General features: G+C 59.9%; 23 protein-coding genes and 1 tRNA gene. 9 read left to right on the top strand and 15 right to left on the bottom strand.

The window, feature by feature from the left end:
• Positions 1 to 25 precede the first annotated feature (25 nt).
• From zwf to HTT03_RS03430, 9 genes are all read right to left on the bottom strand, one after another.
• Positions 26 to 1477, bottom strand: coding sequence for a glucose-6-phosphate dehydrogenase (gene zwf / locus HTT03_RS03470; protein WP_174858477.1), 1452 nt, complete (start codon positions 1475 to 1477; stop codon positions 26 to 28).
• Between the two features lie 167 nt (positions 1478 to 1644).
• On the bottom strand, positions 1645 to 2571 hold the full coding sequence (locus tag HTT03_RS03465) for a carbohydrate kinase family protein (RefSeq protein ID WP_174858476.1): 927 nt from the start codon (positions 2569 to 2571) through the stop codon (positions 1645 to 1647).
• A 1-nt stretch (position 2572) separates the two neighbouring features.
• Positions 2573 to 4033, bottom strand: coding sequence for a mannitol dehydrogenase family protein (locus HTT03_RS03460; protein WP_174858475.1), 1461 nt, complete (start codon positions 4031 to 4033; stop codon positions 2573 to 2575).
• 38 nt (positions 4034 to 4071) lie between these two features.
• Positions 4072 to 5076: an ABC transporter ATP-binding protein gene (locus tag HTT03_RS03455; RefSeq protein ID WP_174858474.1), complete on the bottom strand. Its 1005-nt coding sequence runs from the start codon at positions 5074 to 5076 to the stop codon at positions 4072 to 4074.
• A gap of 14 nt (positions 5077 to 5090) precedes the next feature.
• Positions 5091 to 5921: a carbohydrate ABC transporter permease gene (locus tag HTT03_RS03450; protein ID WP_174858473.1), complete on the bottom strand. Its 831-nt coding sequence runs from the start codon at positions 5919 to 5921 to the stop codon at positions 5091 to 5093.
• A gap of 10 nt (positions 5922 to 5931) precedes the next feature.
• A complete protein-coding gene (locus HTT03_RS03445; RefSeq protein WP_174858472.1) occupies positions 5932 to 6798 on the bottom strand; it encodes a carbohydrate ABC transporter permease in 867 nt (288 codons plus the stop codon).
• Positions 6799 to 6913: 115 nt separating this feature from the next.
• Entirely contained in the window at positions 6914 to 8224 is a 1311-nt protein-coding gene (locus HTT03_RS03440; RefSeq protein WP_174858471.1) for an ABC transporter substrate-binding protein, read from the bottom strand.
• 114 nt (positions 8225 to 8338) lie between these two features.
• Positions 8339 to 9370, bottom strand: a complete 1032-nt coding sequence (locus HTT03_RS03435; RefSeq protein WP_174858470.1) for a LacI family DNA-binding transcriptional regulator — start codon at positions 9368 to 9370, stop codon at positions 8339 to 8341.
• 211 nt (positions 9371 to 9581) lie between these two features.
• Positions 9582 to 9658: transfer RNA gene (locus HTT03_RS03430), tRNA-Ile, on the bottom strand.
• Between the two features lie 127 nt (positions 9659 to 9785).
• Between HTT03_RS03430 and purM the strand changes: the two genes are divergently transcribed.
• The 3 genes from purM (at position 9786) to rnd (ending at position 12663) form a co-directional block, all read left to right on the top strand.
• Complete coding sequence (gene purM / locus HTT03_RS03425) at positions 9786 to 10832, top strand: phosphoribosylformylglycinamidine cyclo-ligase (RefSeq protein WP_174858469.1); 1047 nt, start codon at positions 9786 to 9788, stop codon at positions 10830 to 10832.
• Entirely contained in the window at positions 10829 to 11425 is a 597-nt protein-coding gene (purN, locus tag HTT03_RS03420) for a phosphoribosylglycinamide formyltransferase (RefSeq protein ID WP_174858468.1), read from the top strand. Before purM ends, purN begins: the two co-directional genes overlap by 4 nt.
• Positions 11426 to 11505: 80 nt before the next feature.
• Positions 11506 to 12663: a ribonuclease D gene (gene rnd / locus HTT03_RS03415; RefSeq protein ID WP_174858467.1), complete on the top strand. Its 1158-nt coding sequence runs from the start codon at positions 11506 to 11508 to the stop codon at positions 12661 to 12663.
• 53 nt (positions 12664 to 12716) lie between these two features.
• On the opposite strand, the gene HTT03_RS03410 is transcribed toward rnd, so the two are convergent.
• Positions 12717 to 13232 carry a hypothetical protein gene (locus tag HTT03_RS03410; RefSeq protein WP_174858466.1) on the bottom strand — a complete coding sequence of 172 codons (516 nt, stop codon included), beginning with the start codon at positions 13230 to 13232 and terminating at the stop codon, positions 12717 to 12719.
• A gap of 125 nt (positions 13233 to 13357) precedes the next feature.
• Here HTT03_RS03410 and HTT03_RS03405 point away from each other — a divergent pair, with 125 nt between their 5' ends.
• Positions 13358 to 13768 (top strand): SufE family protein, encoded by a 411-nt coding sequence (locus tag HTT03_RS03405; protein ID WP_174858465.1) that lies wholly within the window; start codon positions 13358 to 13360, stop codon positions 13766 to 13768.
• 4 nt (positions 13769 to 13772) lie between these two features.
• Here HTT03_RS03405 and HTT03_RS03400 read toward each other — a convergent pair whose 3' ends face one another.
• Together HTT03_RS03400 and HTT03_RS03395 are read right to left on the bottom strand one after the other, a co-directional pair.
• A complete protein-coding gene (locus tag HTT03_RS03400) occupies positions 13773 to 14417 on the bottom strand; it encodes a DUF1638 domain-containing protein (protein WP_174858464.1) in 645 nt (214 codons plus the stop codon).
• Positions 14418 to 14478: 61 nt separating this feature from the next.
• On the bottom strand, positions 14479 to 15180 hold the full coding sequence (locus HTT03_RS03395) for a corrinoid protein (RefSeq protein WP_174858463.1): 702 nt from the start codon (positions 15178 to 15180) through the stop codon (positions 14479 to 14481).
• A 201-nt stretch (positions 15181 to 15381) separates the two neighbouring features.
• Between HTT03_RS03395 and HTT03_RS03390 the strand changes: the two genes are divergently transcribed.
• Positions 15382 to 16458, top strand: a complete 1077-nt coding sequence (locus HTT03_RS03390) for a PA0069 family radical SAM protein (RefSeq protein WP_174858462.1) — start codon at positions 15382 to 15384, stop codon at positions 16456 to 16458.
• 3 nt (positions 16459 to 16461) lie between these two features.
• Here HTT03_RS03390 and bmt read toward each other — a convergent pair whose 3' ends face one another.
• The 3 genes from bmt to HTT03_RS03375 all read right to left on the bottom strand — a co-directional run bounded on the left by bmt (position 16462) and on the right by HTT03_RS03375 (position 19873).
• Positions 16462 to 17475 (bottom strand): betaine--homocysteine S-methyltransferase, encoded by a 1014-nt coding sequence (bmt, locus tag HTT03_RS03385; protein ID WP_174858461.1) that lies wholly within the window; start codon positions 17473 to 17475, stop codon positions 16462 to 16464.
• Positions 17476 to 17514: 39 nt separating this feature from the next.
• The gene (locus tag HTT03_RS03380) at positions 17515 to 19398 is read right to left on the bottom strand and encodes a phosphatidylglycerol lysyltransferase domain-containing protein (protein ID WP_174858460.1); all 1884 of its coding nucleotides are present in this window, start codon (positions 19396 to 19398) and stop codon (positions 17515 to 17517) included.
• Between the two features lie 157 nt (positions 19399 to 19555).
• Positions 19556 to 19873 carry a DUF1476 domain-containing protein gene (locus tag HTT03_RS03375; protein ID WP_174858459.1) on the bottom strand — a complete coding sequence of 106 codons (318 nt, stop codon included), beginning with the start codon at positions 19871 to 19873 and terminating at the stop codon, positions 19556 to 19558.
• Positions 19874 to 20037: 164 nt separating this feature from the next.
• Between HTT03_RS03375 and purC the strand changes: the two genes are divergently transcribed.
• The 4 genes from purC to HTT03_RS03355 are packed head-to-tail and all read left to right on the top strand — an operon-like array spanning position 20038 to position 23543.
• The gene (gene purC, locus HTT03_RS03370; protein WP_174858458.1) at positions 20038 to 20799 is read left to right on the top strand and encodes a phosphoribosylaminoimidazolesuccinocarboxamide synthase; all 762 of its coding nucleotides are present in this window, start codon (positions 20038 to 20040) and stop codon (positions 20797 to 20799) included.
• Positions 20800 to 20847: 48 nt separating this feature from the next.
• Positions 20848 to 21078: a phosphoribosylformylglycinamidine synthase subunit PurS gene (gene purS / locus HTT03_RS03365; protein ID WP_174858457.1), complete on the top strand. Its 231-nt coding sequence runs from the start codon at positions 20848 to 20850 to the stop codon at positions 21076 to 21078.
• Positions 21078 to 21746, top strand: a complete 669-nt coding sequence (purQ, locus tag HTT03_RS03360; RefSeq protein WP_174858456.1) for a phosphoribosylformylglycinamidine synthase subunit PurQ — start codon at positions 21078 to 21080, stop codon at positions 21744 to 21746. The genes purS and purQ overlap by 1 nt, the downstream gene beginning before the upstream one ends.
• A gap of 36 nt (positions 21747 to 21782) precedes the next feature.
• Complete coding sequence (locus HTT03_RS03355; protein ID WP_246253336.1) at positions 21783 to 23543, top strand: sensor histidine kinase; 1761 nt, start codon at positions 21783 to 21785, stop codon at positions 23541 to 23543.

Below are 23543 nucleotides of genomic sequence, written 5' to 3'. Positions count from 1 at the left end.
CGTGATGGTTGCGGCGGACGCGTGCTCATGGCTCAAGATCGCGCCAACGCCGCCCGTCGCGGTGCAGAAGCATCAGCGCGTCTTCTGGCCCGGCGCTCCCCGCGTCATAGAGGGCGGGCCTTTCGCGCGTCTCTTCCCAGCCGCGAATGATCGGATCGACCCAAGCCCATGCGGCCTCGACCTCGTCGCCGCGCATAAACAGGGTCTGGTCGCCGCGAATGACTTCCATCACCAGCCGCTCGTAGGCATCTTGGGCTTCGACATCGGGGCCATGGGCGTCGGCAAAGGTCAGGTCGAGCGCGGCCTCGACCACGCGCATGCCGCCGGGGCCCGGCTCTTTGATCGTGGTGCGCAGGGTGATGCCTTCGTCAGGTTGCAGCCGAATGATCAGGGCGTTGCCGCGACGGCCTTCCAACTTCGGGAAGATCATATGCGGAGGATCGCGGAAGGTGATCGCGATCTCAGACGTGCGGGCGCGCAGTTTCTTTCCGGTGCGCAGGTAAAAAGGGGTGCCTGCCCACCGCCAGTTGCTGACGTTCACCTTCATGGCGATGAAACTCTCGGTCAGCGTTTGCGGATCGCCAGCATGATCGCGATACCCGCCTTCGCCGTTGGCGGCGCGGTATTGCCCGCGGGCGATACTGTCAGGCGCTACAGGATCAAGGGCCTCGATCACTTTCAGCTTTTCGTCGCGCACCGCGTCGGGCCTGAACCGGGAGGGTGGCTCCATCGCCGTGAGGCACAAAAGCTGCATCAGGTGGTTCTGGACCATATCGCGCATGGCACCGGAGCGGTCATAATATTCGCCCCGGCCTTCGACACCGAGACTTTCGGCCACGGTGATCTGCACATGGTCGATATGCGTGGAATTCCACAGCGGCTCCCAAAGCGCATTGGCAAAGCGCAGCACCATGAGGTTCTGCACGGTCTCCTTGCCCAGATAATGGTCGATCCGGTAAATCTGGCCTTCGTCAAAGACGCGGCTCAAGTCGGCGTTCAGCGCTTTTGCTGAGGCGAGGTCGCGGCCAAAGGGTTTCTCGACAACGATCCGCGCCTGCGGGGTGGTAAGCCCATGGGTGCTAAGGTTATCCGCGATTGCACCAAAGAGCGTGGGCGAGACGGAAAGGTAGAAGGCGCGTACCGTCTCTGGGCGCAGGTGTTCGCCCAATTCGCGCCAGCCCGCTTCACCGGTGGCATCGATGCAGACATAGCGTAGGGACTTGAGGAACGCGGCGATTTGGGCAGATTGCTCTGCCGACTTTGGCACGAACTCTTTGAGGCTGTCTTCGATCAGTTTGAGAAAGGCTTCATGGTTCATCTCGCTTCGGGCCGCCCCAATGATACGGGCCCCCGCAGGCATCTGCCCGACGGCGAAACGATGGAACAGACCCGGAATAATCTTGCGGCGCGCAAGATCACCAGTCGCGCCAAAGATGACGAGGTCAAACGGGTCGACAGGGATAACACGCGATACCATCAGGATGCCCGTTGTTGTGGACGGCAGGTACGGAGCGACACGACACGCTTTGCTGTCACCGAAATGCTACTGCGCCCGTTTCGTTGTCGAAGGACAGAATATCGCAGACTTGATAGCGCTAACATTTTGGCACCAAAAAAATGAGGGAAAACTAAGTTGAACGATTATCACAGCTCGCTGCTCCAAGGGGGATCGGCGCCGACGCGAGAAACCGTCACAGCCGCGACCTTCGCGCCGTAGGCCATGGCCTCTTGCAAATCCGACGCCGATAGGGTGGCCAGCGCGTCTTTGGTCAACCGGCCCATCTGCGACAACTTTGTCAGAACGCCCGCGTTGAATGTATCGCCAGCCCCGACGGTATCGACAACCGCCGTGCGCTCGGCAGGCACCTGCACTTCCGTGCCGTCGGGGAGATGGCCGGTCGCGCCTTCGCCACCGCGGGTCACGATGACCACAGCGGGTCCGCGCTCTCGCAAGACCGCGACTTTCTCGGCCAGCGATGGGGCATCTGGGATGATCCAACCCAGATCTTCGTCGGAAACTTTTACGATATCAGCCTCTTGCAGCATCGCGTTCAGCCGGGTGCGATAGCGCTCTGCATCCTCGATGAAACCAGGCCGAATATTCGGGTCCAGCATGACCGCGCGGGTCTTGCCCTCGCGCGCCAGAAGGGCGGCATAGGCATCTGCGGCTGGTTCACAGGCAAGGCTGATGCCACCGAAGAAGAGAGCCGTGATCTGCTCTGGCAGGGCCGGCATGTCTGCGCTGGTCAACATGCGTCCGGCTGAATTTTCGTCGTAAAAGCTGTATTGGGCTTGCCAATCGATCAACTGCACGAAAGCGAGTGTCGTTGGACGGTCAGCCCGGATGGCAAGGCTGGCGTCCACATGGCTGGCGGTAAGCGCTTCGGCCAATTGCGCACCGAACATATCCGTCGAAAGACCCGTGAGCAGTCCAGCCGCTGCCCCCAGTCGGCCAAGGGCGATGGCGGTGTTGAACACCGCGCCGCCGGGATGAGGAACAAAGCCAGTGCGCCCCTCTGCCGTCGGCGCGGGGATCATGTCGATCAGCGCTTCTCCGCAACATAGGATCATATCAGGCTGCTTTCCTGTCCAAAAAGCCGCGCAGGACTGAACGGGCGTCTCCGTTCCAGACCGCTTCGACCTGTCGGGCGAAGGCTTGGGCAAATCGATCCTGCTGGCCGAGGGTGCCGAAAACATCGGTCAGGGCCAAAAAGCCTGCCGGGCTCTGCTGTGCGTGGCGCGCGGCCTCGCGCAGCCGGTCGGCACGCGGATCGTCCAGCGCGTCACTCTCGGCGCAATAGCGACACCACAGCGCCACTTCAAGCGCGAGCCCGTCGAGCGGACGCCCCTGCGCCAACGCATCCGTGATGGTGGGCAGAATGAACTTTGGCTGGCGGTTCGAGCCGTCCTGACACAGCCGGGCGATGGTGTCGCGCACCTCCGGATTGGCGAAACGGTCAAGGCAGGTTGCGAGGTAATGGTCGTAATCCACGCCGGGGATCGGTGCGAGCACTGGAATGACCTCCGTGCGCATCAGTTGTTGCACCCAGTCAAATATGTCCCGATCGGCCACCGCGTCATGCACACAGTCGTGTCCCATCAGGGCCGCCGGATAAGACAGCGCAGCATGGCTGGCGTTGAGGATCCGCAGCTTCATCGTCTCATAGGCGGCGATATCGTCGACGAACTGTACCCCGACCTTCTCCAAAGACGGGCGGCCCAAGGGGAAATTGTCCTCCATGACCCACTGGGTGAACGGCTCGCAGACGACCGGAGCAGCGTCGATTATGCCGAAGGTTTCGGCCACCATGGTACGCTTGGCCGCTGATGTGGCTGGGGTAATACGGTCCACCATAGAGTTGGGGAAAGCCACTTCATCCATGACCCACCCCTGCACCTCAGGACAGATCAGCCCCGCCAGCCCGGCCAGTGCTTGCCGGGTGACATGGCCGTTTTCGGGGATATTGTCACAGGACAGAATGGTGGGCGGCGGATGCCCTCTCTCGCGGCGTTGGCGCAGGCCAGCAAGCAAGATGCCAAAGACCGTTACTGGATCGTCAGGGGCTGCCGCGTCTTGGCGAATGTCGGGATGGGCTGCGTCAAATTCGCCGGTCGCCGCGTCGATGAAATAGCCGCCTTCGGTGATTGTCAGAGACACGATACGGATCGCGGGATCGGCAATGCGCTGAATGATGGCTTGGGCGTCAATCGGGCAGAAGTCTATCATCGCGCCCGTCACCCGCGCGGCGTATGTCTCGGGGCTTAGTTCAACCACAGTGGTCAGCCAGTCCTGCGCCTGCAGCATGGCACGTCGTTCAGCGTCGAAAGGCATGACACCAGCCCCGACAATGGCCCAGTCATGGTCCACGCCTAGATCGAACAGCCGATCCAGATAGGCCGCTTGATGAGCCCGGTGAAAGTTCCCCATGCCGATGTGCAAGATACCCGGCGACAGTTGCGCGCGATCATAAGATGGCACGGAGACGCGCTGTGGAAGTTGCGAAAGCGTGGAGAGCGAAAGATCTGTCGTCATGTCAGCCAGCCCGAACCCGGAGATTTTGGTATATCGCGTCATTCGATCCGCAGGCCCTGCGCGTCGAACTTGTGGATCTGTTCGGCCCGCGGCGACAGATGGATCGTGTCGCCATGGCTGAGCGTAACCTCACCTAAAGCGCGTACTGTCAGGGTATCGGTAAGGCCGGTGTTATGGATGTGGAAGAAGGTGTCGGAGCCAAGATGTTCGGCCACGCCAACCGTGCCTTGCCATATGCCGTTCTCTTCGACCACGTCGATATGCTCAGGCCGGACGCCGATGGTATGGGCGCCATGTTTGGCGGCCTCGGGGCCTTCGATCAGGTTCATCTTGGGCGAGCCGATGAAGCCCGCGACAAAGGTGTTGCGCGGCGCGCGGTAGAGTTCCAGCGGACTGCCGACCTGTTCGATATGGCCTGCTCTGAGCACCACGATCTTGTCGGCCATGGTCATCGCCTCAACCTGATCATGGGTCACATAGATCATCGTCGTACGCAGGCGCTTGTGCAGCTCGCTGATCTCCAGCCGCATGCCCACACGCAGCGCCGCGTCGAGGTTCGACAGAGGCTCGTCGAAGAGAAAAGCCGCCGGCTCGCGCACGATGGCCCGGCCAATGGCCACGCGCTGGCGCTGCCCGCCCGAAAGCTGCCCCGGACGGCGGTCAAGGTAATCGGTGAGGTTCAACGCCTTGGCAGCGGCATCAATGCGGCGCCTCTGCTCCTCCTCGGAAACCCCGGCCATTTTCATCGGAAAGGCGATGTTCTTGCGCACCGACATATGCGGATAGAGCGCGTAGGATTGAAACACCATCGCCAGACCCCGTTTCGCCGGGGGCACATGGGTGGCGTCTTGGCTGTCGATGCGGATATGCCCGCCCGAGGTGTCTTCCAGCCCCGCGATCAGCCGCAGCAGGGTCGACTTGCCGCAGCCCGAGGGGCCAACGAAAACCGTGAAGTCGCCGTCTTCGATGGTCAGGTCCAGCGGCGGGATCACTTCCACGTCGCCGAAACTCTTGGAGACCTTGTCCAGTGTGATACGTCCCATTGTTCCCGTGTCTCCTATTTGACGGCGCCGAAGGTCAGACCGCTGACAAGTTGTTTCTGGCTGAACCAGCCGAGGATGAGGATCGGCACGATGGCCATGGTCGATGCTGCGCTGAGCTTGGCGTAGAACAGACCCTCGGGGCTCGAATAGCTGGCGATGAAGGCCGTGAGCGGCGCGGCCTTTGCCGCCGTGAGATTCAGCGTCCAGAAGGCCTCGTTCCACGCGAGGATGAAGTTCAAAAGCAGCGTGGAAGCGATCCCGGGCACCGCCATGGGCGTCAGCACGTAAAGGATTTCTTCCTTCAGGCTTGCCCCATCCATGCGCGCGGCCTCGAGAATCTCACCGGGGATTTCGCGGAAGTAGGTGTAGAGCATCCAGACGATGATCGGCAGGTTCATCAGCATCAGGACGATCACCAGACCAGTGCGGCTGTCGAGAAGGCCCAGTTTGATGAAGATCAAGTAGATCGGGTAGAGCACCCCCACCGCTGGCAGCATCTTGGTCGAGAGCATCCACAGCAAAATGTCCTTGGTATGCTTGGACGGCACGAAGGCCATGGACCATGCCGCGGGAACGGCGACCAGAATACCCAGAATGGTCGAGCCGCCGGCGATGATGATGGAGTTCCACAAGAACCGTGCGTAGTCCGACCGCTCCAACACTGTGGCGTAATTTGCCAAGGTCCATTCGAAGCCGATGAAGACCGGTGGATCGGCGATCGCCGTGGCCTCGGTCTTGAAGCTGGTGAGGATCGTCCAGAGGATCGGGAAGAAGATCAGCAGACCCACCGTCCATGCGGCAGCGGTGTTGATGATCTTGCGTTTCGAAGTGACTGCGCGTGCCATGTTGGTCTCCTCACTTATCGAGGTTCTTGCCAACCATGCGCATCAGGAAGATGGCGATGATATTGGCGAGGATGATGGCGTAAACACCGCCGGCGGAGCCGAGCCCGACGTTCTGGCTTTCCAACACGCGCTGATAGATCAGGTAGGTTAGCGTGCGGGTGCCGAATGAGCCTTGGGTGGTCACGAAGATCTCAGCGAAGATGCCGAGGAGGAAGATCGTCTGGATTAGCACCACAACGGTGATCGCGCGGCCCAGATGGGGCAGGGTGATGTAGCCGAAACGCTGCAGCGGGGCAGCACCGTCCATTTCAGCGGCCTCCAACTGTTCGCGGTCGAGCGACTGGATCGCCGTCAGCAGGATCAGCGTGGCAAATGGCAGCCACTGCCACGAGACGATCAGGATAATGGATTGCAGCGAGGCTTGGCTGAGCCATTCCACCGGGGCCGCACCGAAGAACTTCCACAAATGAGCGAAAAGACCGTTCACGGGGTCCATGAACATGTTCTTCCACACCAGTGCCGAGACGGTCGGCATCACGAAGAACGGGGAGATCACGAGGATACGGACAATGCCTTGGCCCCACATCGGCTGGTTCAGCAGGATCGCCAGCAATACGCCAAGACCCACGGTGATCGCCAGCACCCCGCCGACGATGATGAGCGTGGCCGAGACCGAGGGCCAGAAGGCGCTGGAGGTCACGAAACGGACGTAGTTGTCGAACCCCACCCAGCCCAAATCACCACCCCGCAGGGGCAGATATTTTTTGAAGGAGAACAGCAAGGTCATGACCAGCGGGACCAGCATCCATCCCAGTAGCAGGATCACAGCGGGGGCCATCATTAGGCGGGCCGCAGATCGGGAGTTTTGTGTCGCCATGGCTGATCTCTCCTGTTGATGGCCCCGGGGGCCACCTTGGATCAAACGGTGGTTTTGCGAAAAAGAACAGGGGGACCGCGGGCAGTGCCAGTTGCACCGCCCGAGGATCGCTGTGTCAGTAGCCGGCGGCTTCGATCTCGTCGAGCGTCAACGCCTGGGCTTTCTCAAGCGCCTCTTCGACGGTTTGCTGCCCAGCTAGAGCGGCCGAGATTTCCTGCCCGACCTGCGTGGCGATACCTGCAAACTCTGGGATCGCGACAAACTGCACGCCGGTATAAGGCACGGGCTTGACCGAAGGGTTCTTGGGATCGGCAGCGTTGATTGAGCTCAGCGTCATCTCTGCGAAGGGGGCCGCTTCCTGATACTCGGCGTTCTCATAGAGCGAGGTGCGGGTGCCCGGAGGCACATTGGCCCAGCCTTCCTTCTCAGCGACCATTGCAGTGTATTCCTTGGAGGTCGCCCATTCGATGAAGCTCTTGGCTTCTTCGGTTGCATCCGATCCTGCCGGAACAGCCAGCGACCATGCCCAGAGCCAGTTGCCGCGCGGACCCAGACCATTGTCGGGGGCCAGAGCGAAACCGACCTGATCGGCAACGGTGGAATCGTCAGGATTGGTCACAAAGGAAGCCGCCACGGTGGCGTCGATCCACATGCCGCATTTGCCCTGTTGGAACAGCGAGAGGTTCTCGTTGAACCCGTTGGTCGAGGCACCCGGAGGGCCGTAGTTCTGCATCAGGTCCATGTAGAAATTGACCGCTTCGGTCCACTCCGGACCATTCAGTTCCGGCTGCCAGTTCTCGTCGAACCAGCGCGCGCCGAAGGAGTTCGCCATGGCTGTCAGGAAGGCCATGTTCTCACCCCAGCCAGCCTTGCCGCGCAGGCAGATGCCGTAGATCTCGTTTTCCTTGTCGGTCATGGCCGCTGCGGCTTCTTGGATGAACTCCCAAGTCGGTGCCTCGGGCATCTCCAGACCCGCTTTCTCCATCAGGTCCTTGCGGTACATGACCATCGAGCTTTCGCCATAGAAGGGGGCGGCATAAAGCTCGCCATCCACCGTCAGACCGTCGCGGATCGCAGGCAGCAGGTCGTCGGCGTCCCATTCATCAGACATGTCGTTAAGCGACACCAGCCAGCCCTGCTGACCCCAGATCGGAACCTCGTAAGTGCCGATGGTCATCACATCGAACTGGCCGCCCTTGGCTGCCACGTCTTGGGTCACGCGCTGGCGCAGAACGTTCTCCTCAAGCGTCACCCATTCGAGTTTGATATCGGGATGCTGCGCCTCGAACTCGGATGCGAGCCCCTGCATGCGGATCATATCGCCGTTGTTAACGGTGGCGATCGTGACGGTGGTTTCAGCGAAGGCGCCAGTTGCGCTTAGCGCAGAAATCGCCGTGGCGGCATAGAGTGATTTGATCTGGGACATTCGTTCCTCCCTAAACGTCCGGTGTGAGAAAACCCTAAGTGCCAACGCTACGCGAAGTCAATTTTAATTTTACGCGCGTAAATATTAATCGTTTTATTGCGTCGTGATCAACAGTTAGGCTGAGTCGCGCAACACGAGTTTTCCTTCGAAAAGCGTCTCAACACGCTGGGGAGGCTTCTCGTTCGTGTCGATGATTCGAAAAAGCGAACTGGCGGCACGCTCCGCAATGGCTGCGTAATCCTGCGCAATGGTCGTCAAAGAGGGGCAGGTGAACCGCGAGAATGGATGGTCGTCATGGCCTGCAATACGGATGTCGCAACCGGGCCCATGACCTACTTTTAGCCCCAGTTTATAAGCCGCCGACAACATGCCGATGGCCAATCGGTCGTTGCTGCATAAGACGGTATTGGTCGGCAAGCCGCCCTCGCGCAGAACCGCGCCACCTTCGATTTGGCCGATTTCCTCGAAATTCCAACCGCTCCCTTTGACCTGTAAGATATGCGGGGCAAACCCATGCACTTCCATACTCCGCAAATAGGCCTGCCGCCGCTTGCTGGCGTTCGGGTTCGCGGGGGTTTCCATTTCAAAAAAGGACGGCGGCTCGCCACTACGGCAGAGGTATTCGACAATCAGCCCCACGCTCTGAAGATTGTCGGTGCCGACAAACTCCGCACCAATCTCGCCGATATTGGCGTCAAAAAGGATCAGCGGGACCTCTTTGAGAATTTTCTCAATCGCTTTGCGGTCAGAACCGCGCCCGAACGGCGCCAGCAAGACCCCAGCGGGTTTCAGTGAGCGCAGCGATTCAAGGTTTTCGGCCTCAAGTTCAGGCTTACCGTGACAACCAAGCAGGATCGGGCTGTAACCGGCCTTGATGCAAGCCACCTCAACAGCGCGCCCGATCTCGTTAAAGAACGGGTCGGCCAGATTAGGGACGATAACGCCGATATTGCGCGTGGTCTGCCTGTTTTGGTTCATCGCATAGACATTTGGCTTATAGTCGTGCGACTTTAAGGCAGCTTCGATACGCTGGCGCGTGGACTTTCGAACGCTCTCGGGATTGTTAAAATATTTCGAAAGCGTCGGGCGGGAGATCCCGCTGATGGTCGCGAACTCTTCCATATTACGGATTTTGGATGGGGGCATTTTGTGCCTCGCTGCCACAAATAATACGCGCGTAAACTTCGTATCTTTACGATCTTTCGGAATCGCGGGGAGGTCAAGCCTGTTGGGAGCGGGCGAGCTGTGCTGGCAAGGGGTCTTTTGCTCAAACTATGCGGCCGGATGCGCAGTCAGAGACCCATTGCACTGCATGTTTATCGGCTGATTGGCGGTTCCAGCTTGATGACTGGAAGTATGGTAGGCCCGGCAGGACTTGAACCCGCAACCAAAGCGTTATGAGCGCTCTGCTCTAACCAATTGAGCTACAGGCCCGCCATGACGTTTGGGTATGACGCCGCAGCCGGGGCGTCAAGACATTAGCTGCACCAAATCATTGCAGTGGGCGGCGCAATACTCTAACCCCGCGCGCAAGGGAAAATGCGCGCCGGGGGCCATGACCATGACGAAATCCGACAACGGAATCACCTATGCCGAAGCAGGTGTGGATATTGACGCAGGCAACGCGCTTGTAGAGCGGATCAAGCCTGCGGCGAAATCCACCGCGCGGCCTGGCGTTATGGCCGGTCTTGGCGGCTTTGGCGCGCTGTTCGATCTAAAAGGCGCAGGATTTACCGATCCGGTGCTGGTGGCCGCGACGGATGGGGTCGGCACCAAGCTGCGCATTGCCATCGACACCGGCAATGTCGACAGCATCGGCATCGATCTGGTCGCCATGTGCGTCAACGATCTGGTCTGTCAGGGGGCCGAGCCGCTCTTCTTCCTCGACTATTTCGCGACCGGTAAGCTGGAACTCGACAGTGCCGCGCGGATCATCGAAGGCATCGCCAAGGGCTGCGCCGATTCCGGTTGTGCCCTGATCGGGGGCGAGACGGCAGAAATGCCGGGCATGTATAACGCGGGCGACTTCGACCTCGCAGGTTTTTCGGTCGGCGCGATGGAGCGTGGTACCGAGCTGCCGCGCGATGTGAAAGAGGGCGACGTGCTCTTGGGCCTGCCAAGTGATGGGGTGCATTCCAACGGCTACAGCCTTGTGCGCAAGATAGTTGAGCGCAGTGGACTGGGCTGGGGCGACGATTGCCCATGGGGCGAGGGCGATCTGGGCAACGCGTTGCTGACACCTACGAAGCTTTACGTCAAAGGGGCCGTGGCTGCTCTGCGTGCGAATGCGGTGTCGGGGCTCGCACATATCACCGGCGGCGGCCTGACTGAAAACCTGCCGCGTGTGCTGCCTGAAGGCCTCGGCGCGGAAGTTGATCTTAATGCATGGGACCTTCCGCCAGTCTTCAAATGGCTGGCCGCCGAAATCGGCATGGCCGAGGCCGAAATGCTCAAGACCTTCAACGCCGGCATCGGCATGGTCGCCGTGGTGTCTGCCGATAAGGTTGAGGCAGCCAAAGCTGCCTTTGCCGAGGATGGCCACGCCGCCATTGAGATCGGACGTATCACGACCGGCAACGGCGTTACCTACTCCGGCGCGCTGCTTTGACCAAGCGGGTTGCGATTTTCGTCTCGGGCGGCGGCTCTAATATGCGGGCGCTGGTCGAGGATATGACCGGCGACCACGCAGGGCGGCCTTGTCTGGTGCTGTCGAACAATGCGGAGGCAGGCGGTATCGCTTGGGCGCAGGGGCAGGGGATTGCGACTGAAGTGGTCGATCACCGCCCCTTCGGCAAGGACCGCCCGGCGTTTGAAGCGGCTCTGACCACCGCGCTTGAGGCTCATGCTCCCGACATCATTTGCCTTGCCGGTTTCATGCGCAAGCTGACCGAAGGATTTACCGATGCTTGGGCCGGTCGGATGATCAATATCCACCCGTCTTTGCTGCCGAAATACCGCGGGCTGCACACCCATGCCCGCGCGCTTGAGGCAGGCGATACCGAACATGGCTGCACGGTGCATGAGGTGACCGCAGCGCTGGATGATGGGCCGATCCTTGGGCAAGCGCGCATTCCGGTGCTGCCGGGCGATACCGCTGAAACCTTGGCCGAACGGGTGTTGGTGCAGGAGCATCGACTTTATCCCGCCGTGCTGCGCCGCTTTGCGGCGGGTGAGCGGCAGCCGGTCATGCTCACGGGGTGACGCTGGTCAAACGCGGGAACGTGATGTACCTCTGAACTCAAGCCCGATGACCGGGCGTGCCAAATTGTCAAAGAGCGTATATGAAAACCATCACCACCACAGCCGATCTCGCCCAATTTTGTGAAGAGGCGGCCCGCCATGACTATGTGACCGTCGACACCGAATTTCTGCGCGAGCGAACGTATTATTCGAAACTCTGTCTGGTCCAGCTTGCCATGCCCGGTACGGACGACAGTAACGCTGTGTTGGTTGATCCTCTGGCAGAGGGCATCTCGCTTGAGCCGCTTTATGACCTTTTCCGCGATACCTCAGTGGTGAAAGTCTTTCATGCCGCCCGCCAAGATCTAGAGATTTTCTACGTTGACGCCGAAGTGTTCCCTGAACCTTTGTTCGATACCCAGGTCGCCGCGATGGTCTGCGGCTTTGGCGAACAAGTGGGCTATGAAACGCTGGTGCGCAAAGTCGCGCATCAATCGCTTGATAAGACATCGCGTTTTACCGATTGGTCACGCCGTCCGCTGACCGATGCGCAAAAGACCTATGCGCTGGCAGACGTGACACATCTGCGCCAGATTTACGAATTCCTTGCCGACAAGCTCGAAAAAACCGGCCGTGCGCGGTGGGTGGCGGAAGAACTGGAAACGCTTCTGAGCCCCGAAACCTACGTGACCGAGCCGCAGGATGCGTGGAAACGGGTCAAGACCCGGACAAACTCGCCCAAGTTTCTGGCCATCGTGCGGGAACTGGCGGCCTTTCGGGAGGACTATGCCCGCACCCGTAATATCCCCCGCAACCGGGTGTTCAAGGACGACGCGCTGGTTGAATTGGCAAGCCTTAAGCCGACGAATGGCGAAGAATTAAACCGCGCCCGGCTGTTGCTGCGCGATGCCCGCAAGGGTGAGATCGCGGCGGGGATCTTGAAAGCGGTTGCCGCTGGCGTGGCCTGTAAACCCGCCGATATGCCGCAGCCTGACCTGCGCCGCGACAAGCTGCAGGTGAACCCTGCGCTGGCCGACCTGCTGCGGGTTTTGTTGAAATCCAAGACCGAGAGTGCGGGTGTCGCCGCCAAACTCATCGCCTCGGCTGCGGACCTTGATCTGCTGTCGGCGGGGCTACGCGATGTGCAGGCGCTGCGCGGTTGGCGGCATGAGGTCTTTGGTGCGGATGCGCTGCTGCTTTGCGAGGGCAAGATCGCGCTTGCAGCGGATGGCAATGACGTGAAGACTGTGAAGGTTTAATCCCGGTGCCAAAGCCGCTCCGTCAGGGGCGGCTCGGCACAACGTCCAACTGTTTAGCGGCGGGAAACCAAGGCGTTGGTCTGGCCTTCGACCCGTATTTCACGCACGCCGAGCAAATCTTGATTGGTCAAATGACGGCCTGCGATAACCTCGCGTGTGGGCTGGCTGCCCTGCGGGGTTGCCTTGTTCGGACGGACCCCTTCAAGGCGGTAGGTCAAAACGCCATTCACCGGCAGTTCATCGACGTTGGCAGGGGTCAGTTGGACCGAATAAATACCCTGTCGCGCCGCCAAACCTGTGGCACGCACAATCGCGCCACCCGGCACCGGTTCCACCGTCAGATCGGTGATCTGCTCGAACGGGCGTCCCTCATAGGTGCTCACCTCAGCGCGGCGTTTCGCAAACAGGCCGCGGCGCTTTGGAATCAAGGGGTTGGTGCTTGCCTGCGCGTTAACGGCGGCGGGCTGAGACGGGCCAAACCAGTTCAACGGATTCGCACGGCTGTCGCTGAAACCGCAGGCGGAAACCAAAAGGGTCGAAGCTGAAAGAGCCATTAGTGTCTTGCGCATAAGTTCCGCCGTTCAATTAGATTGTCTTTTGCTACCCCATCACGCCAGCCATGGGAAGGGGGTGGACCTTTGGACATTGGCATCCTACCTCTCTGCCAGTGCAATAGACCAAAGAGAGTCCCCCCATGGCCACGCCCGCCTTTGAAGAATTGGTCGAGGATTTCGAGTTTCTGGACGACTGGGAAGACCGCTACCGTCATGTGATCGATCTGGGCAAGTCGATGGACCCGCTGCCCGCAGCGCTGCGCGTGCCTGCGACCAAGGTCGACGGTTGCGCCAGTCAGGTCTGGCTGCACGCCCAGTTTGACGGTGGAAAGCTGCATTTCGATGGCGCAAGCGATGCGATGATCGTATCGGGATTAATCGCAGTTTTGCGTTTGCTCTTCAACGGTTTGACCCCCGCCGAGGTTGGCAAGGTCGATGCGAAATCTGAACTCGCCCGTTTGGGATTGAACGATCATCTGTCGGCGCAACGCTCAAACGGGCTGCGGGCAATGATCGAGCGCATCCGCGAAACCGCGGCTCAAGAGGCGTAGGTGTTCAAAGCGCCTTTAGCGTAGTTTCGAGATCGCCATAGCCGGTGAAGCGGCGTTCAAATGCGAGGCCCAGGCGGTCTGCGCAGTCACGCGCTTTTTCGGTAAGCGCGGGATCATCGGTCTGCGCTTGATAGACCAGTTTCTCGTAATTACCGAAATACATGTCGCGTAACTCAGGGTGACGGTCCAAGCCCATGGGTTTGATGATAAACGCCTCAAACTGCCGCACCAAGAAATCGGTGAGGTAGAAGGTCGTGATGTCGTCCTCCGCCGTTTGGGCAAAGCTCTCGTTGCCCTGAAAAAAGCTGTAGCAATGCGGCCCGGCGACCATTTGCACACCCATCTCTTCGCAGGCCTGTTCCAAGCCACCGCCCGTGCCACAATCCGCATAGACGACAAAGAAGTCGTCATACTCCGCGCGGTGTTTCGCAACGGTTTCGCGCACCGCATCGGTGATTTTTTCGGGGTAGAGGTGATATTTCGCGGGCAGGCAGGTCAGGTCTAAGTGGCTCCAGCCATTCGCCTTTTTCAGATCAAGAATCTCCCGCGCCAATGCCCCGCAGGCGATCAGCAAAATACGACCCGCGCGGGCAGGGGCGAGCCCCTCATCCGTAAGGGTGCGGTCATCTGGGATCGAAGTTTCAGACATGGCCATACCTTTGCATCTGGTCCCCGCCGTGGCCAGCGGGGACAGTCACAGGGGCGCTGGCTCAGGCAGTGGCGGCGGAGTTGTGCTTGCGCCCCATCCATTCCTTTGCCGTTTCCACCGCAACAGCGGCGTCCCGACAATAGGCATCTGCGCCAATCGCCTTGCCAAATTCTTCGTTCAGCGGCGCCCCGCCCACGAGAACGATATAGTCATCGCGGATACCCTGTTCGACCAGCGTGTCGATCACGACTTTCATATAAGGCATGGTCGTGGTGAGCAGGGCGGACATGCCAAGAATATCCGGCCCTTCGGCTTCCATTGCCTCCAGATAGGCTTCGACGGAGTTGTTGATGCCAAGATCAACCACCTCGAACCCGGCGCCTTCCATCATCATGCCGACGAGGTTCTTGCCGATGTCATGAATGTCACCTTTGACCGTGCCAATGACCATCTTGCCCACACGCGGCGCACCGGTTTCCACCAGCAGGGGTTTCAGGATCGCCATCCCCCCCTTCATCGCATTCGCAGCCAAAAGCACTTCGGGCACGAACAGGATGCCGTCCCGGAAGTCGGCGCCAACAATCGTCATGCCGCCAACAAGCGCTTTGGTCAGAATGTCATAGGGTTCCCAACCGCGTTCAAGCAGGATGTTCACACCTTCTTGGATCTCTTCCTTTAGACCGTCATAAAGGTCGTCGAACATTTGTTGAACAAGCTCTTCATCGTCCAACTCGGAGAGGATGATATCGTCTTCTTCGGACATGGTATTTCCTTCTGCTGGGCATGCAGGTGCTAGGCACTTCCGCCCTTATCTCACGAAACGTGTCGGGCGGGACCACGGTTTGCGACATGGTCCACGCCTTGCGCGACGTGTTCGGCTGAAACTATCTTATTTTGCGGTGTAAGGACAAGGGTTTGAGCGCCGATACTTGCGCGTGTTCGCGAAATGTTCTACCCTTCTTTCATGGATAAAGAGGATCAGCGTTTTCGGGTCTTGGGCCGGGCGGCACGCAGCAATGATGCTGGCCGATTTGAGCGTCATAGACGGGTGGCTGAGGACGATGGTTGGGCGCGCGAAGATGAATTGCCGGTGTTGCGCACGCAGACCAGCATTGAAGTGCCGCGCCGGATGATCACCTACAACCGCTCGCCCGATCTGCCCTTTGACCGATCAATCAATCCCTATCGCGGCTGCGAACACGGCTGCGTTTACTGTTTTGCGCGACCGAGCCATGCCTACCTAGGTCTGTCGCCGGGGCTCGATTTTGAAACCCAGCTTGTCGCGCGGCCCGATGCGCCTGATGTGCTGGCGCGGGAGCTGCGGTCAAAGCGCTATGCCGTGGCCCCCATCGCCATTGGCACCAATACCGATCCCTACCAACCGATCGAAAAGACGCATGAAATCATGCGCCGTTGTCTGGAGGTTCTATCGCAGGCCAATCACCCGGTGGCCATCGTCACCAAGGGCAGCCTGATTGAGCGAGACACCGATATCTTAAGCGATATGGCCGCGCGAGGACTTGCGGCGGTGGGGATCTCTATCACCACGTTGGATGCAAAATTGAGCCGGCTGATGGAGCCACGCGCGCCGGCACCGAAAAGGCGATTGCAGATGATCCGGCATTTGTCAGCGGCAGGCGTGCCGGTGCGCGTTATGGCGTCGCCCATGATTCCGGCTTTGACGGACCCGGAGTTGGAGGCGATTTTGACCGCGGGTCGCGATGCGGGTGCGCGTCATGCCAGTTGGAGCATGTTGCGGCTGCCGCGTGAAGTGTCCCCCCTGGTGCAAGACTGGCTGGCCGAACATTACCCCGACCGGGCCGAGCGGATCATGGCGCGGCTGCGCGATATGCATGGGGGCAAGGAATATGACGCGGCGTGGCACCGTCGGATGCGGGGCGAGGGGCCTTATGCGCAGATGGTGGCGCAGCGGTTTGACTTGGCGGTGAAGCGTTTGGGATTGACGCGCAGCGGCGTGCCGCTGCGGTGTGATTTGTTCCGCCCACCCCAAGTGAAAACGGATCAGTTGAGCCTGTTCTGACACTTAGGCACGACGACGCCCACGCCGTGGGCCGCGGGTGGGGCCATTGCCGTCCGTGCCGTCGCTGTCGGACGAAAACGGGCCGATCTCTTCGGCAATCTGTTCCAGCGTAGGGGCGGGGCCTTTTTCCGTGCTGTCGAGCGCAGCGCGCATGGCGACCAGATGCTCGGGCAGGGTGCCGCAGCAGCCGCCGATGATGCTGGCCCCGGCATCGCGGGCCATAATCGCATAACGCGCCATGAGTTCTGGTGTGCCGTCATAGTGAATATGCCCTTCGACATATTTAGGGATGCCCGCATTGCCCTTGGAAATGATCGGCAGCGTGCCGCCCTTGGAGGCGAAACCAAGTACCGTGCGCAGCAGGTCAGACGCCCCTGTGCCACAGTTGGCCCCGTAAGCCAGCGGCGTATTGTCCAGTCCATGCACCAGATCAACCATGCCTTCGGAGGTCAGACCCATCATCGTGCGTCCGGCAGTGTCAAAGCTCATCGTGCCGCACCAGTCGAGCCCCGCCAGCGCAAAGCCCTCGGCGGCGGCGCGGTATTCTTCCGGGGCGCTGATGGTTTCCAGCCAGCCAATGTCAGCACCACCGGCTTTCAGCCCATCGGCGGTCTCATGGAACATCTCGACCGCAAGCGCATGGGTCAGGGTGCCGACCGGCTCCATGATCTCGCCCGTCGGCCCCACAGACCCAGCCACCAGCACCTTGCGCCCGGCGGTGTCCGCGACCTCGCGCGCCAGTTCGGCAGAGACGCGGCTAAGCTCATGCACGCGGGCCTGCGCATCGTGCAGTTTGAGCCGCGCCGCATTGGCACCGAAAGAATTGGTCAGGAAAAGATCACTGCCCGAATCCACCGCAAAGCGATAGAGCTTGGTGATCTTTTGTGGCTCATCCGTGTTCCACAACTCAGGCGCATCGCCTGACATCAGCCCCATGTTGAACAGGTTTGTGCCTGTCGCACCGTCGGCGAGCAACGTACCTTTCTCTGCCAGAAGATCGGTGAATGCGTTGCTCATAGGATGCTCCTTTTGGGGACGTTTAGACTGCGCCTGATGTCACGATGCAATTATGGGGGCAACCTCATTATATTCATCTTCATTATGAGCCGGGCTAAGTGGCGCCGGACAATGAATGGCGCGGGCAATATCGGTGAGAGACAGCCAGAGCGCTAAGCGGTTTGGTGCAGCGGCGTAGAGCGGCTGCCAGTGGGGGGCAAAGCTGGCCTTGAACTGGCGCAACCCATCTGCGTTATAGCGTGCCATAAGGGCGGCCCAAGGCCGCGCGAATGCCCCTTTTTCGCTTCCGAGAAGGTCAGGAAGGGCTGCAAGGCTAACCCGCGCAACCTTCGCCGCAGCGGCGGATTGTAGAGCCTTGTAAACCAGCGCGTGCATCATGCCATCCGGCGCGTCATCGGCGCTGCGCATCAGGTCGAGGCACCATTCATGCGCCGAGACATGAAAGCTGATATAGCCCAGCAGGTGACCCCCTCGATAGGCCAGAAACACGCGCTGACCGGCCACGTAGTTAGGGCAAAAACACCCCATCGACCCGGCCCGTGCGCCGCCCCGGCGTTTTTGCCACGCGCGGTCAACCTCTGCCATCTCCCGCAACGGGAGCAGCCCCGCGTCTTGCAGCTCAACACCCGCCTTCGCCGCCTGCCGAAGTTTGCGCCGCAGGCCGCGACGTGCGGGCGTGTTAAGATTAAAGGTCGATGGGGCAAGCACCGCTTCCTGCGCAATCCGCATCACAATCCAACCCGCTCGGCGTGCAGTGAGTGCGGCGGGGGCGCTGACTTTGTATAGGCAGGGCTGCTTATTGGTGCGCTGCGCCGTTTCTTGCAGGGCTGGCAACAGGTCGACCATATCCCCCATTACCGGATCAAAAAGCCCCACGCAGCTCTGCGCTGTGGGCCAGACGGCCATAGCCGCACCTTGGCGGGCGATGACGGTGCCGCCATTCTGTCGGATCACCCCGACCTCGGCACGGGGCGCTTGCCAAAGCATAGACCGACGCGCTGGCTGGACCGACGCGCGTGCAACTGGGGTGGCGCGGCGCGGTGCCGCACAGGCGGCCAAAGCGATGACCGCTGGCAACGCATAATAGACCCCGCGAAACATCAGGATGGCTGCCAAGAGATCTGCGGTGGGAACTTGTGGCAGCAGCGACAGAAGCGCCAGTTCAAACGGTCCCACGCCCCCCGGCGCACCAGACAGCAGCGCCGCACCGAATGCGATTAGAAAGACGGGCAGCAAAGTGCCAAAATCCGGCCCGCTTGCAGGCAACAGTAGATAGAAGGCTGCCGCCGCTGCGGTGGTATCCAAAGCGACCCAGAAAAGAATGGCCGAAACCGCTGTAAGGCTGGGCATCCGCAAAGTGAGCCGACCAAACCGAAGAATGGGGTGACGAAGCAAAAGCCAAATCATCAGCGGGAGCGCGATAAGAAGGCCAAGTGCAGGCAACAATGCCCCTTTCGGCGCGGGCAGAATCAGGCAGGCCGCAGCGGTAACGAGTGCAAGCGCTCCGAGAAACGATAGGCAAACGAAGCCTGATAGCCGCATCGCCGTGGTCAGAGTGAGGTCGGGCAACATCCGCCAGCGCACCAGCGCCCCGGTCAATAGACCAAAACCAAGCGTTTGCGCCAATGCCACCGCTGCAATGCCGCTGCGGCTGGCTGATTTATCATCGATCCCGCTTTGAAAATGCCGATGCGCCACAAGGTCATAGCGCCCGATGGCCGCAAAGCTTAGCGCCGTGAGGCCAAGCGCCCCAAGGATTTGCCCGGCTGAGACTTGCCACATGGTCCCCGTGATGGCCCGTACATCTACGCCCGCAATCTGACGCGCCAGCAGCCACAAGGCCAGCGCCGTGACCCCCAGCGGCAGACCGACCCGCATCATGCGCGACAACGCCCGCTGCCTTGTTACATTCAACCAATCCATGTTCACCCTCACCTAAGTCCGGCGAGACTAGGGCAGAGGGCGCGTCTAAACGGTTAAGGCACGGGCGCCCAAATGGAAAAACCCCGCCTTCCGACGGCGAAAGGCGGGGTTTCTTAGTCCAATTTAACGCAACTTACGCAGTCTTGCGCAGGCTATGTCATTCCACCTCGCGCATGAGCTGCGCTTTGGCCTCGGCAGTCAGCGTTTTCATCTTGGCACGAATGGTGGCCTCATCGGCCTTGTCGCCCAGATCGCCTGAGACCTTGCGGAACACGTCCTCGTCACCGGCCTCTTCAAAGTCCGAGCGCACGACCTCTTTGGCGTAATCTTCGGCATCGCTGCCGGATTTTCCCAGAAGCTCCGCCGCCCAAAGGCCTAGCAGTTTGTTGCGCCGCGCCTCTGCGCGGAACTGCATGTCAGCGTCATGGGCGAATTTACTTTCAAAGGCGTTCAGGCGGTCATCAAAGCTACTCATCGGACGCTCCAGCGGTTGTTGTCATCAGTTTAATATGCGGTTGCACCGACCTTCGCACAAGGGCGCGGGGAAAGCATGCGCCCCGCTTGCAGCATCAGAGTGGTTGCACTAAGAGAAGCGCAAGCGGCGGGGATGTTCCCGGCCCCCTGTTGGAAAGGATGCCCATGGCCCGGCGCAACAAGATCTACGAAGGCAAGGCAAAGATCCTCTATGAAGGTCCTGAGCCCGGTACCATCGTGCAATATTTCAAAGACGATGCGACGGCCTTTAACGCCGAGAAGAAAGCCACGATCGAGGGCAAGGGCGTGTTGAACAACCGCCTGTCTGAGTTCTTTATGACCGGGCTGAACAACATCGGCGTGCCGACGCATTTCATCAAACGCCTGAACATGCGCGAGCAACTCGTCCGTCAGGTTGAGATTATTCCGCTGGAAGTGATCGTGCGCAACTATGCTGCCGGTTCCATGTCCAAGCGCCTTGGCATCGAAGAAGGCACGCAACTGCCGCGCCCGATTGTCGAGTATTGCTACAAAGACGACGCGCTTGGCGATCCGCTGGTCACCGAAGAGCATATCGCCGCCTTCGGTTGGGCCAGCCAGCAAGACATGGACGATATCCTGAGCCTCGCGCTGCGGGTCAATGACTTTATGTCCGGCGTGATGATGGCCGTCGGCATCAAGCTGGTGGATTTCAAGATCGAGATTGGCCGTGTTTACGATGGTGACTTTCAGCGCCTGATCGTCGCCGATGAGATCAGCCCCGACAGCTGTCGTCTGTGGGACATCGAAACCGGCCAGAAGCTCGACAAGGACGTGTTCCGCCGCGATCTGGGCTCGCTTACCGATGCCTATACCGAAGTGGCCAAACGTCTGGGCGTTATGCCCAAGAACAACGCGCCGGTGTCAAAACCGACGCTGATCAACTAACGCGGCTTCGCCGTTCAATTTGCAGATGTTACAAAGGGGTGTCGCGCCATGAAAGCACGGGTGCATGTGATGCTGAAGAACGGGGTGCTCGACCCTCAGGGCGAAGCTGTCCGCCACGCGCTCGGAGCCTTGGGCTTTGACGGGGTGAACGGTGTGCGTCAGGGCAAGGTGATTGAGCTGGACCTCGCCGAGGGCACGACCGAGGCTGATGTGACCGCCATGTGCGAAAAGCTTTTGGCCAATACGGTGATCGAATCCTATTCGGTGGAGCTGGGCTGATGCATGCAGCGGTAGTTGTCTTTCCCGGGTCCAATTGCGACCGTGACCTTGCCGTGGCTTTCAAAGCTGCGGGCGCCAAGGTGTCAATGGTTTGGCACAAGGACAGCGAACTGCCGCAAGGCGTTGATATCGTGGGCATCCCCGGCGGGTTCTCCTATGGGGACTACCTGCGCTGTGGGGCGATTGCGGCGAAATCTCCGGTCTGTCGCAGTGTCGCTGCCCATGCGGAACGCGGCGGTTATGTGCTTGGGATCTGCAACGGCTTTCAGGTGTTGACGGAAACCGGCCTGCTGCCCGGTGCGCTGCTGCGCAACGCGGGGCTGAAGTACATCTGCAAGACCATCGGTCTGAAGGTGGAAACTACCGCCAGTGATTACACCAGCGACTATACGGCGGGACAGATCATCGACATCCCAATCGCGCATCACGATGGCAACTATTTTGCCGATGCCGAGACCATCGCGCGGCTGCGCGGTGAGGATCGGGTGGCCTTTAGCTATGCCGAAAACCCCAATGGCGCGCAGGACGATATCGCGGGTATCCTGTCGGAAAACCGGCGTGTCTTGGGCATGATGCCGCACCCCGAGCGGGCGGCTGATCCAGTACATGGTGGGATCGACGGTTTAGCTCTGTTTCGCAGCTTGACCGGCGCGCTCGCAACGGCGTGACTTGAGCGCATCGGCCTCAGGGCATAGATTGACCCAATGAGCGATGCATCTCGAACCCTTCGAAATACCATGGCCGTCTCTTGGCGGGTGCGGATTGCCATTGGTCTTTTGATGGTCTTGGCGGTGGTCACGATCTCGATCACCAATAAGTTGCTGACGGACCGTTTTACGGAAAGCACCCGCAATCGCGCTGAACTGCGCATCGCGCTTTATAGTGGCAACCTGCTGGCAGAGCTACGGCAGAACGCCATCGTGCCGCAACTGCTTGCCCGTGACCCGACATTGATCGGCGCGCTACAATCAGCGGATTATTCGCTCTCTACACAACGGCTGATTTCGTTTGTAGAAGAGATCGGAGCCGCGTCCTTGATGCTCTATGACATCGACGGGCGCACGGTTGCGGCCACAGACCGCAACAAGCTCGGCTCCGCGCATAAGTCCGAAGCCTATTTTGTCGATGCCATCCGGTCCAACGCGACGATCTTTTCGACGATTGAACGCGAGCAGGGGGGTTACCGCTTTCTCTATTCCCGGCGGATTCAGTCGGGCGGTACGACGCTTGGCGTGATCGCGGTTGAAGTGGATTTGCAAAAGTTCGAGCGGGCCTGGGCGGGCATTTCTGACGCAGTGATCGTTATGAACAGCACCGGCGAGATTATTCTGGCAACCGAACCCCGCTGGCGTGGCTTGACCGAACCCGAAGCGCTGTCCAACCACACCCCGCAAAGCGCCATTGAACGCGCCATTCAAGCCACCACTGATTGGACCGCTTTGCCGCCAGATGCCTATCTGCAAGGCGAAGCGGTGATGCGGTTGGAAAGCCGTATTCCGTTCCGCGGTTGGCGAATGAGCAGCTACACCACCTATGCCTCGGTGCGTGAAAAGGTGAATGGCGTGCTGGCGCTGGAGGTTATGGGTTTTGCCATCCTGTTGGCGTTGGCCTTCTATTTCCTTAGTCGGCGCACGGCGGGGCGTCTTGCGATTTTCCAACGGGAATCGGCCAAGCTGCGTTCCCTGAACCTTGCCCTGCAACGCGAGATTGCTGAGCGCAAACGCGTGCAGCAGACCCTTGCAGTGGCCGAGCAAACCTTGGAGCAATCTTCGAAACTTGCGGCCTTGGGGGAAATGTCCGCCGCCGTGAGCCATGAGTTGAACCAACCTCTGGCCGCGATGAAGACCTATTTGGCGGGTGCGCGGCTGCTGCTACAGCGCAACCGTCAAGATGAGGCGCTGTCCTCTTTCGGGCGTATTGACGACCTGATCGAACGTATGGGCGCGATCACGCGGCAGCTCAAATCCTATGCCCGTAAGGGGCAGGAGGCCTTCTCGCCCGTCGATATGGGGGCCGCACTGGCGTCTTCGCTATCCATGATGGAGCCACAGTTGCGCCAGCGTCAGGTCGAAATCAGTCGTATCCTGCCCGACACCCCCGTCATGGTGATGGGTGACCGTATGCGGATCGAACAAGTTTTGGTGAATTTGCTGCGAAATGCGTTAGATGCGACTAAATCGGAACGAAACCCGCAGGTAGACATTATACTATCAGCGGGGGAAACGGCGACATTAACGGTGCGTGACAATGGCCCGGGTATCGAGGACTTGGATGCGCTGTTTGAACCTTTCTACACGACCAAACAGCCCGGCGATGGTGTTGGGCTGGGTCTTGCCATATCATCGGGGATCGTAAACGACCTCGGCGGACGGCTGACAGCGCGCAACGGCCAAAACGGTGGCGCGGTGTTTGAAATGCAACTGCCTATCTTGGCAGATGAAACGAAGATTGAAGCGGCGGAGTGA

Source organism: Sulfitobacter maritimus, assembly GCF_013346665.1.
GTDB lineage: Bacteria > Pseudomonadota > Alphaproteobacteria > Rhodobacterales > Rhodobacteraceae > Sulfitobacter > Sulfitobacter maritimus.
This window is presented reverse-complemented; position numbering and strand designations above follow the sequence as displayed.

Bases quoted from the DNA above. Each gene is read 5' to 3' on its own strand.
- HTT03_RS03435 (WP_174858470.1), bottom strand. From the start codon at position 9,370: ATGCCCCCATCCAAAATCCGTAATATGGAAGAGTTCGCGACCATCAGC.
- purM (WP_174858469.1), top strand. From the start codon at position 9,786: ATGACGAAATCCGACAACGGAATCACCTATGCCGAAGCAGGTGTGGAT.
- HTT03_RS03390 (WP_174858462.1), top strand. From the start codon at position 15,382: ATGGATAAAGAGGATCAGCGTTTTCGGGTCTTGGGCCGGGCGGCACGC.
- HTT03_RS03460 (WP_174858475.1), bottom strand. From the start codon at position 4,033: ATGACGACAGATCTTTCGCTCTCCACGCTTTCGCAACTTCCACAGCGC.
- HTT03_RS03445 (WP_174858472.1), bottom strand. From the start codon at position 6,798: ATGGCGACACAAAACTCCCGATCTGCGGCCCGCCTAATGATGGCCCCC.
- HTT03_RS03450 (WP_174858473.1), bottom strand. From the start codon at position 5,921: ATGGCACGCGCAGTCACTTCGAAACGCAAGATCATCAACACCGCTGCC.
- HTT03_RS03395 (WP_174858463.1), bottom strand. From the start codon at position 15,180: ATGTCCGAAGAAGACGATATCATCCTCTCCGAGTTGGACGATGAAGAG.
- HTT03_RS03465 (WP_174858476.1), bottom strand. From the start codon at position 2,571: ATGATCCTATGTTGCGGAGAAGCGCTGATCGACATGATCCCCGCGCCG.
- HTT03_RS03375 (WP_174858459.1), bottom strand. From the start codon at position 19,873: ATGAGTAGCTTTGATGACCGCCTGAACGCCTTTGAAAGTAAATTCGCC.
- bmt (WP_174858461.1), bottom strand. From the start codon at position 17,475: ATGAGCAACGCATTCACCGATCTTCTGGCAGAGAAAGGTACGTTGCTC.
- rnd (WP_174858467.1), top strand. From the start codon at position 11,506: ATGAAAACCATCACCACCACAGCCGATCTCGCCCAATTTTGTGAAGAG.
- purQ (WP_174858456.1), top strand. From the start codon at position 21,078: ATGCATGCAGCGGTAGTTGTCTTTCCCGGGTCCAATTGCGACCGTGAC.
- purC (WP_174858458.1), top strand. From the start codon at position 20,038: ATGGCCCGGCGCAACAAGATCTACGAAGGCAAGGCAAAGATCCTCTAT.
- HTT03_RS03380 (WP_174858460.1), bottom strand. From the start codon at position 19,398: ATGGATTGGTTGAATGTAACAAGGCAGCGGGCGTTGTCGCGCATGATG.
- HTT03_RS03400 (WP_174858464.1), bottom strand. From the start codon at position 14,417: ATGTCTGAAACTTCGATCCCAGATGACCGCACCCTTACGGATGAGGGG.
- HTT03_RS03440 (WP_174858471.1), bottom strand. From the start codon at position 8,224: ATGTCCCAGATCAAATCACTCTATGCCGCCACGGCGATTTCTGCGCTA.
- HTT03_RS03410 (WP_174858466.1), bottom strand. From the start codon at position 13,232: ATGCGCAAGACACTAATGGCTCTTTCAGCTTCGACCCTTTTGGTTTCC.
- HTT03_RS03355 (WP_246253336.1), top strand. From the start codon at position 21,783: ATGAGCGATGCATCTCGAACCCTTCGAAATACCATGGCCGTCTCTTGG.
- purS (WP_174858457.1), top strand. From the start codon at position 20,848: ATGAAAGCACGGGTGCATGTGATGCTGAAGAACGGGGTGCTCGACCCT.
- HTT03_RS03405 (WP_174858465.1), top strand. From the start codon at position 13,358: ATGGCCACGCCCGCCTTTGAAGAATTGGTCGAGGATTTCGAGTTTCTG.
- HTT03_RS03455 (WP_174858474.1), bottom strand. From the start codon at position 5,076: ATGGGACGTATCACACTGGACAAGGTCTCCAAGAGTTTCGGCGACGTG.
- zwf (WP_174858477.1), bottom strand. From the start codon at position 1,477: ATGGTATCGCGTGTTATCCCTGTCGACCCGTTTGACCTCGTCATCTTT.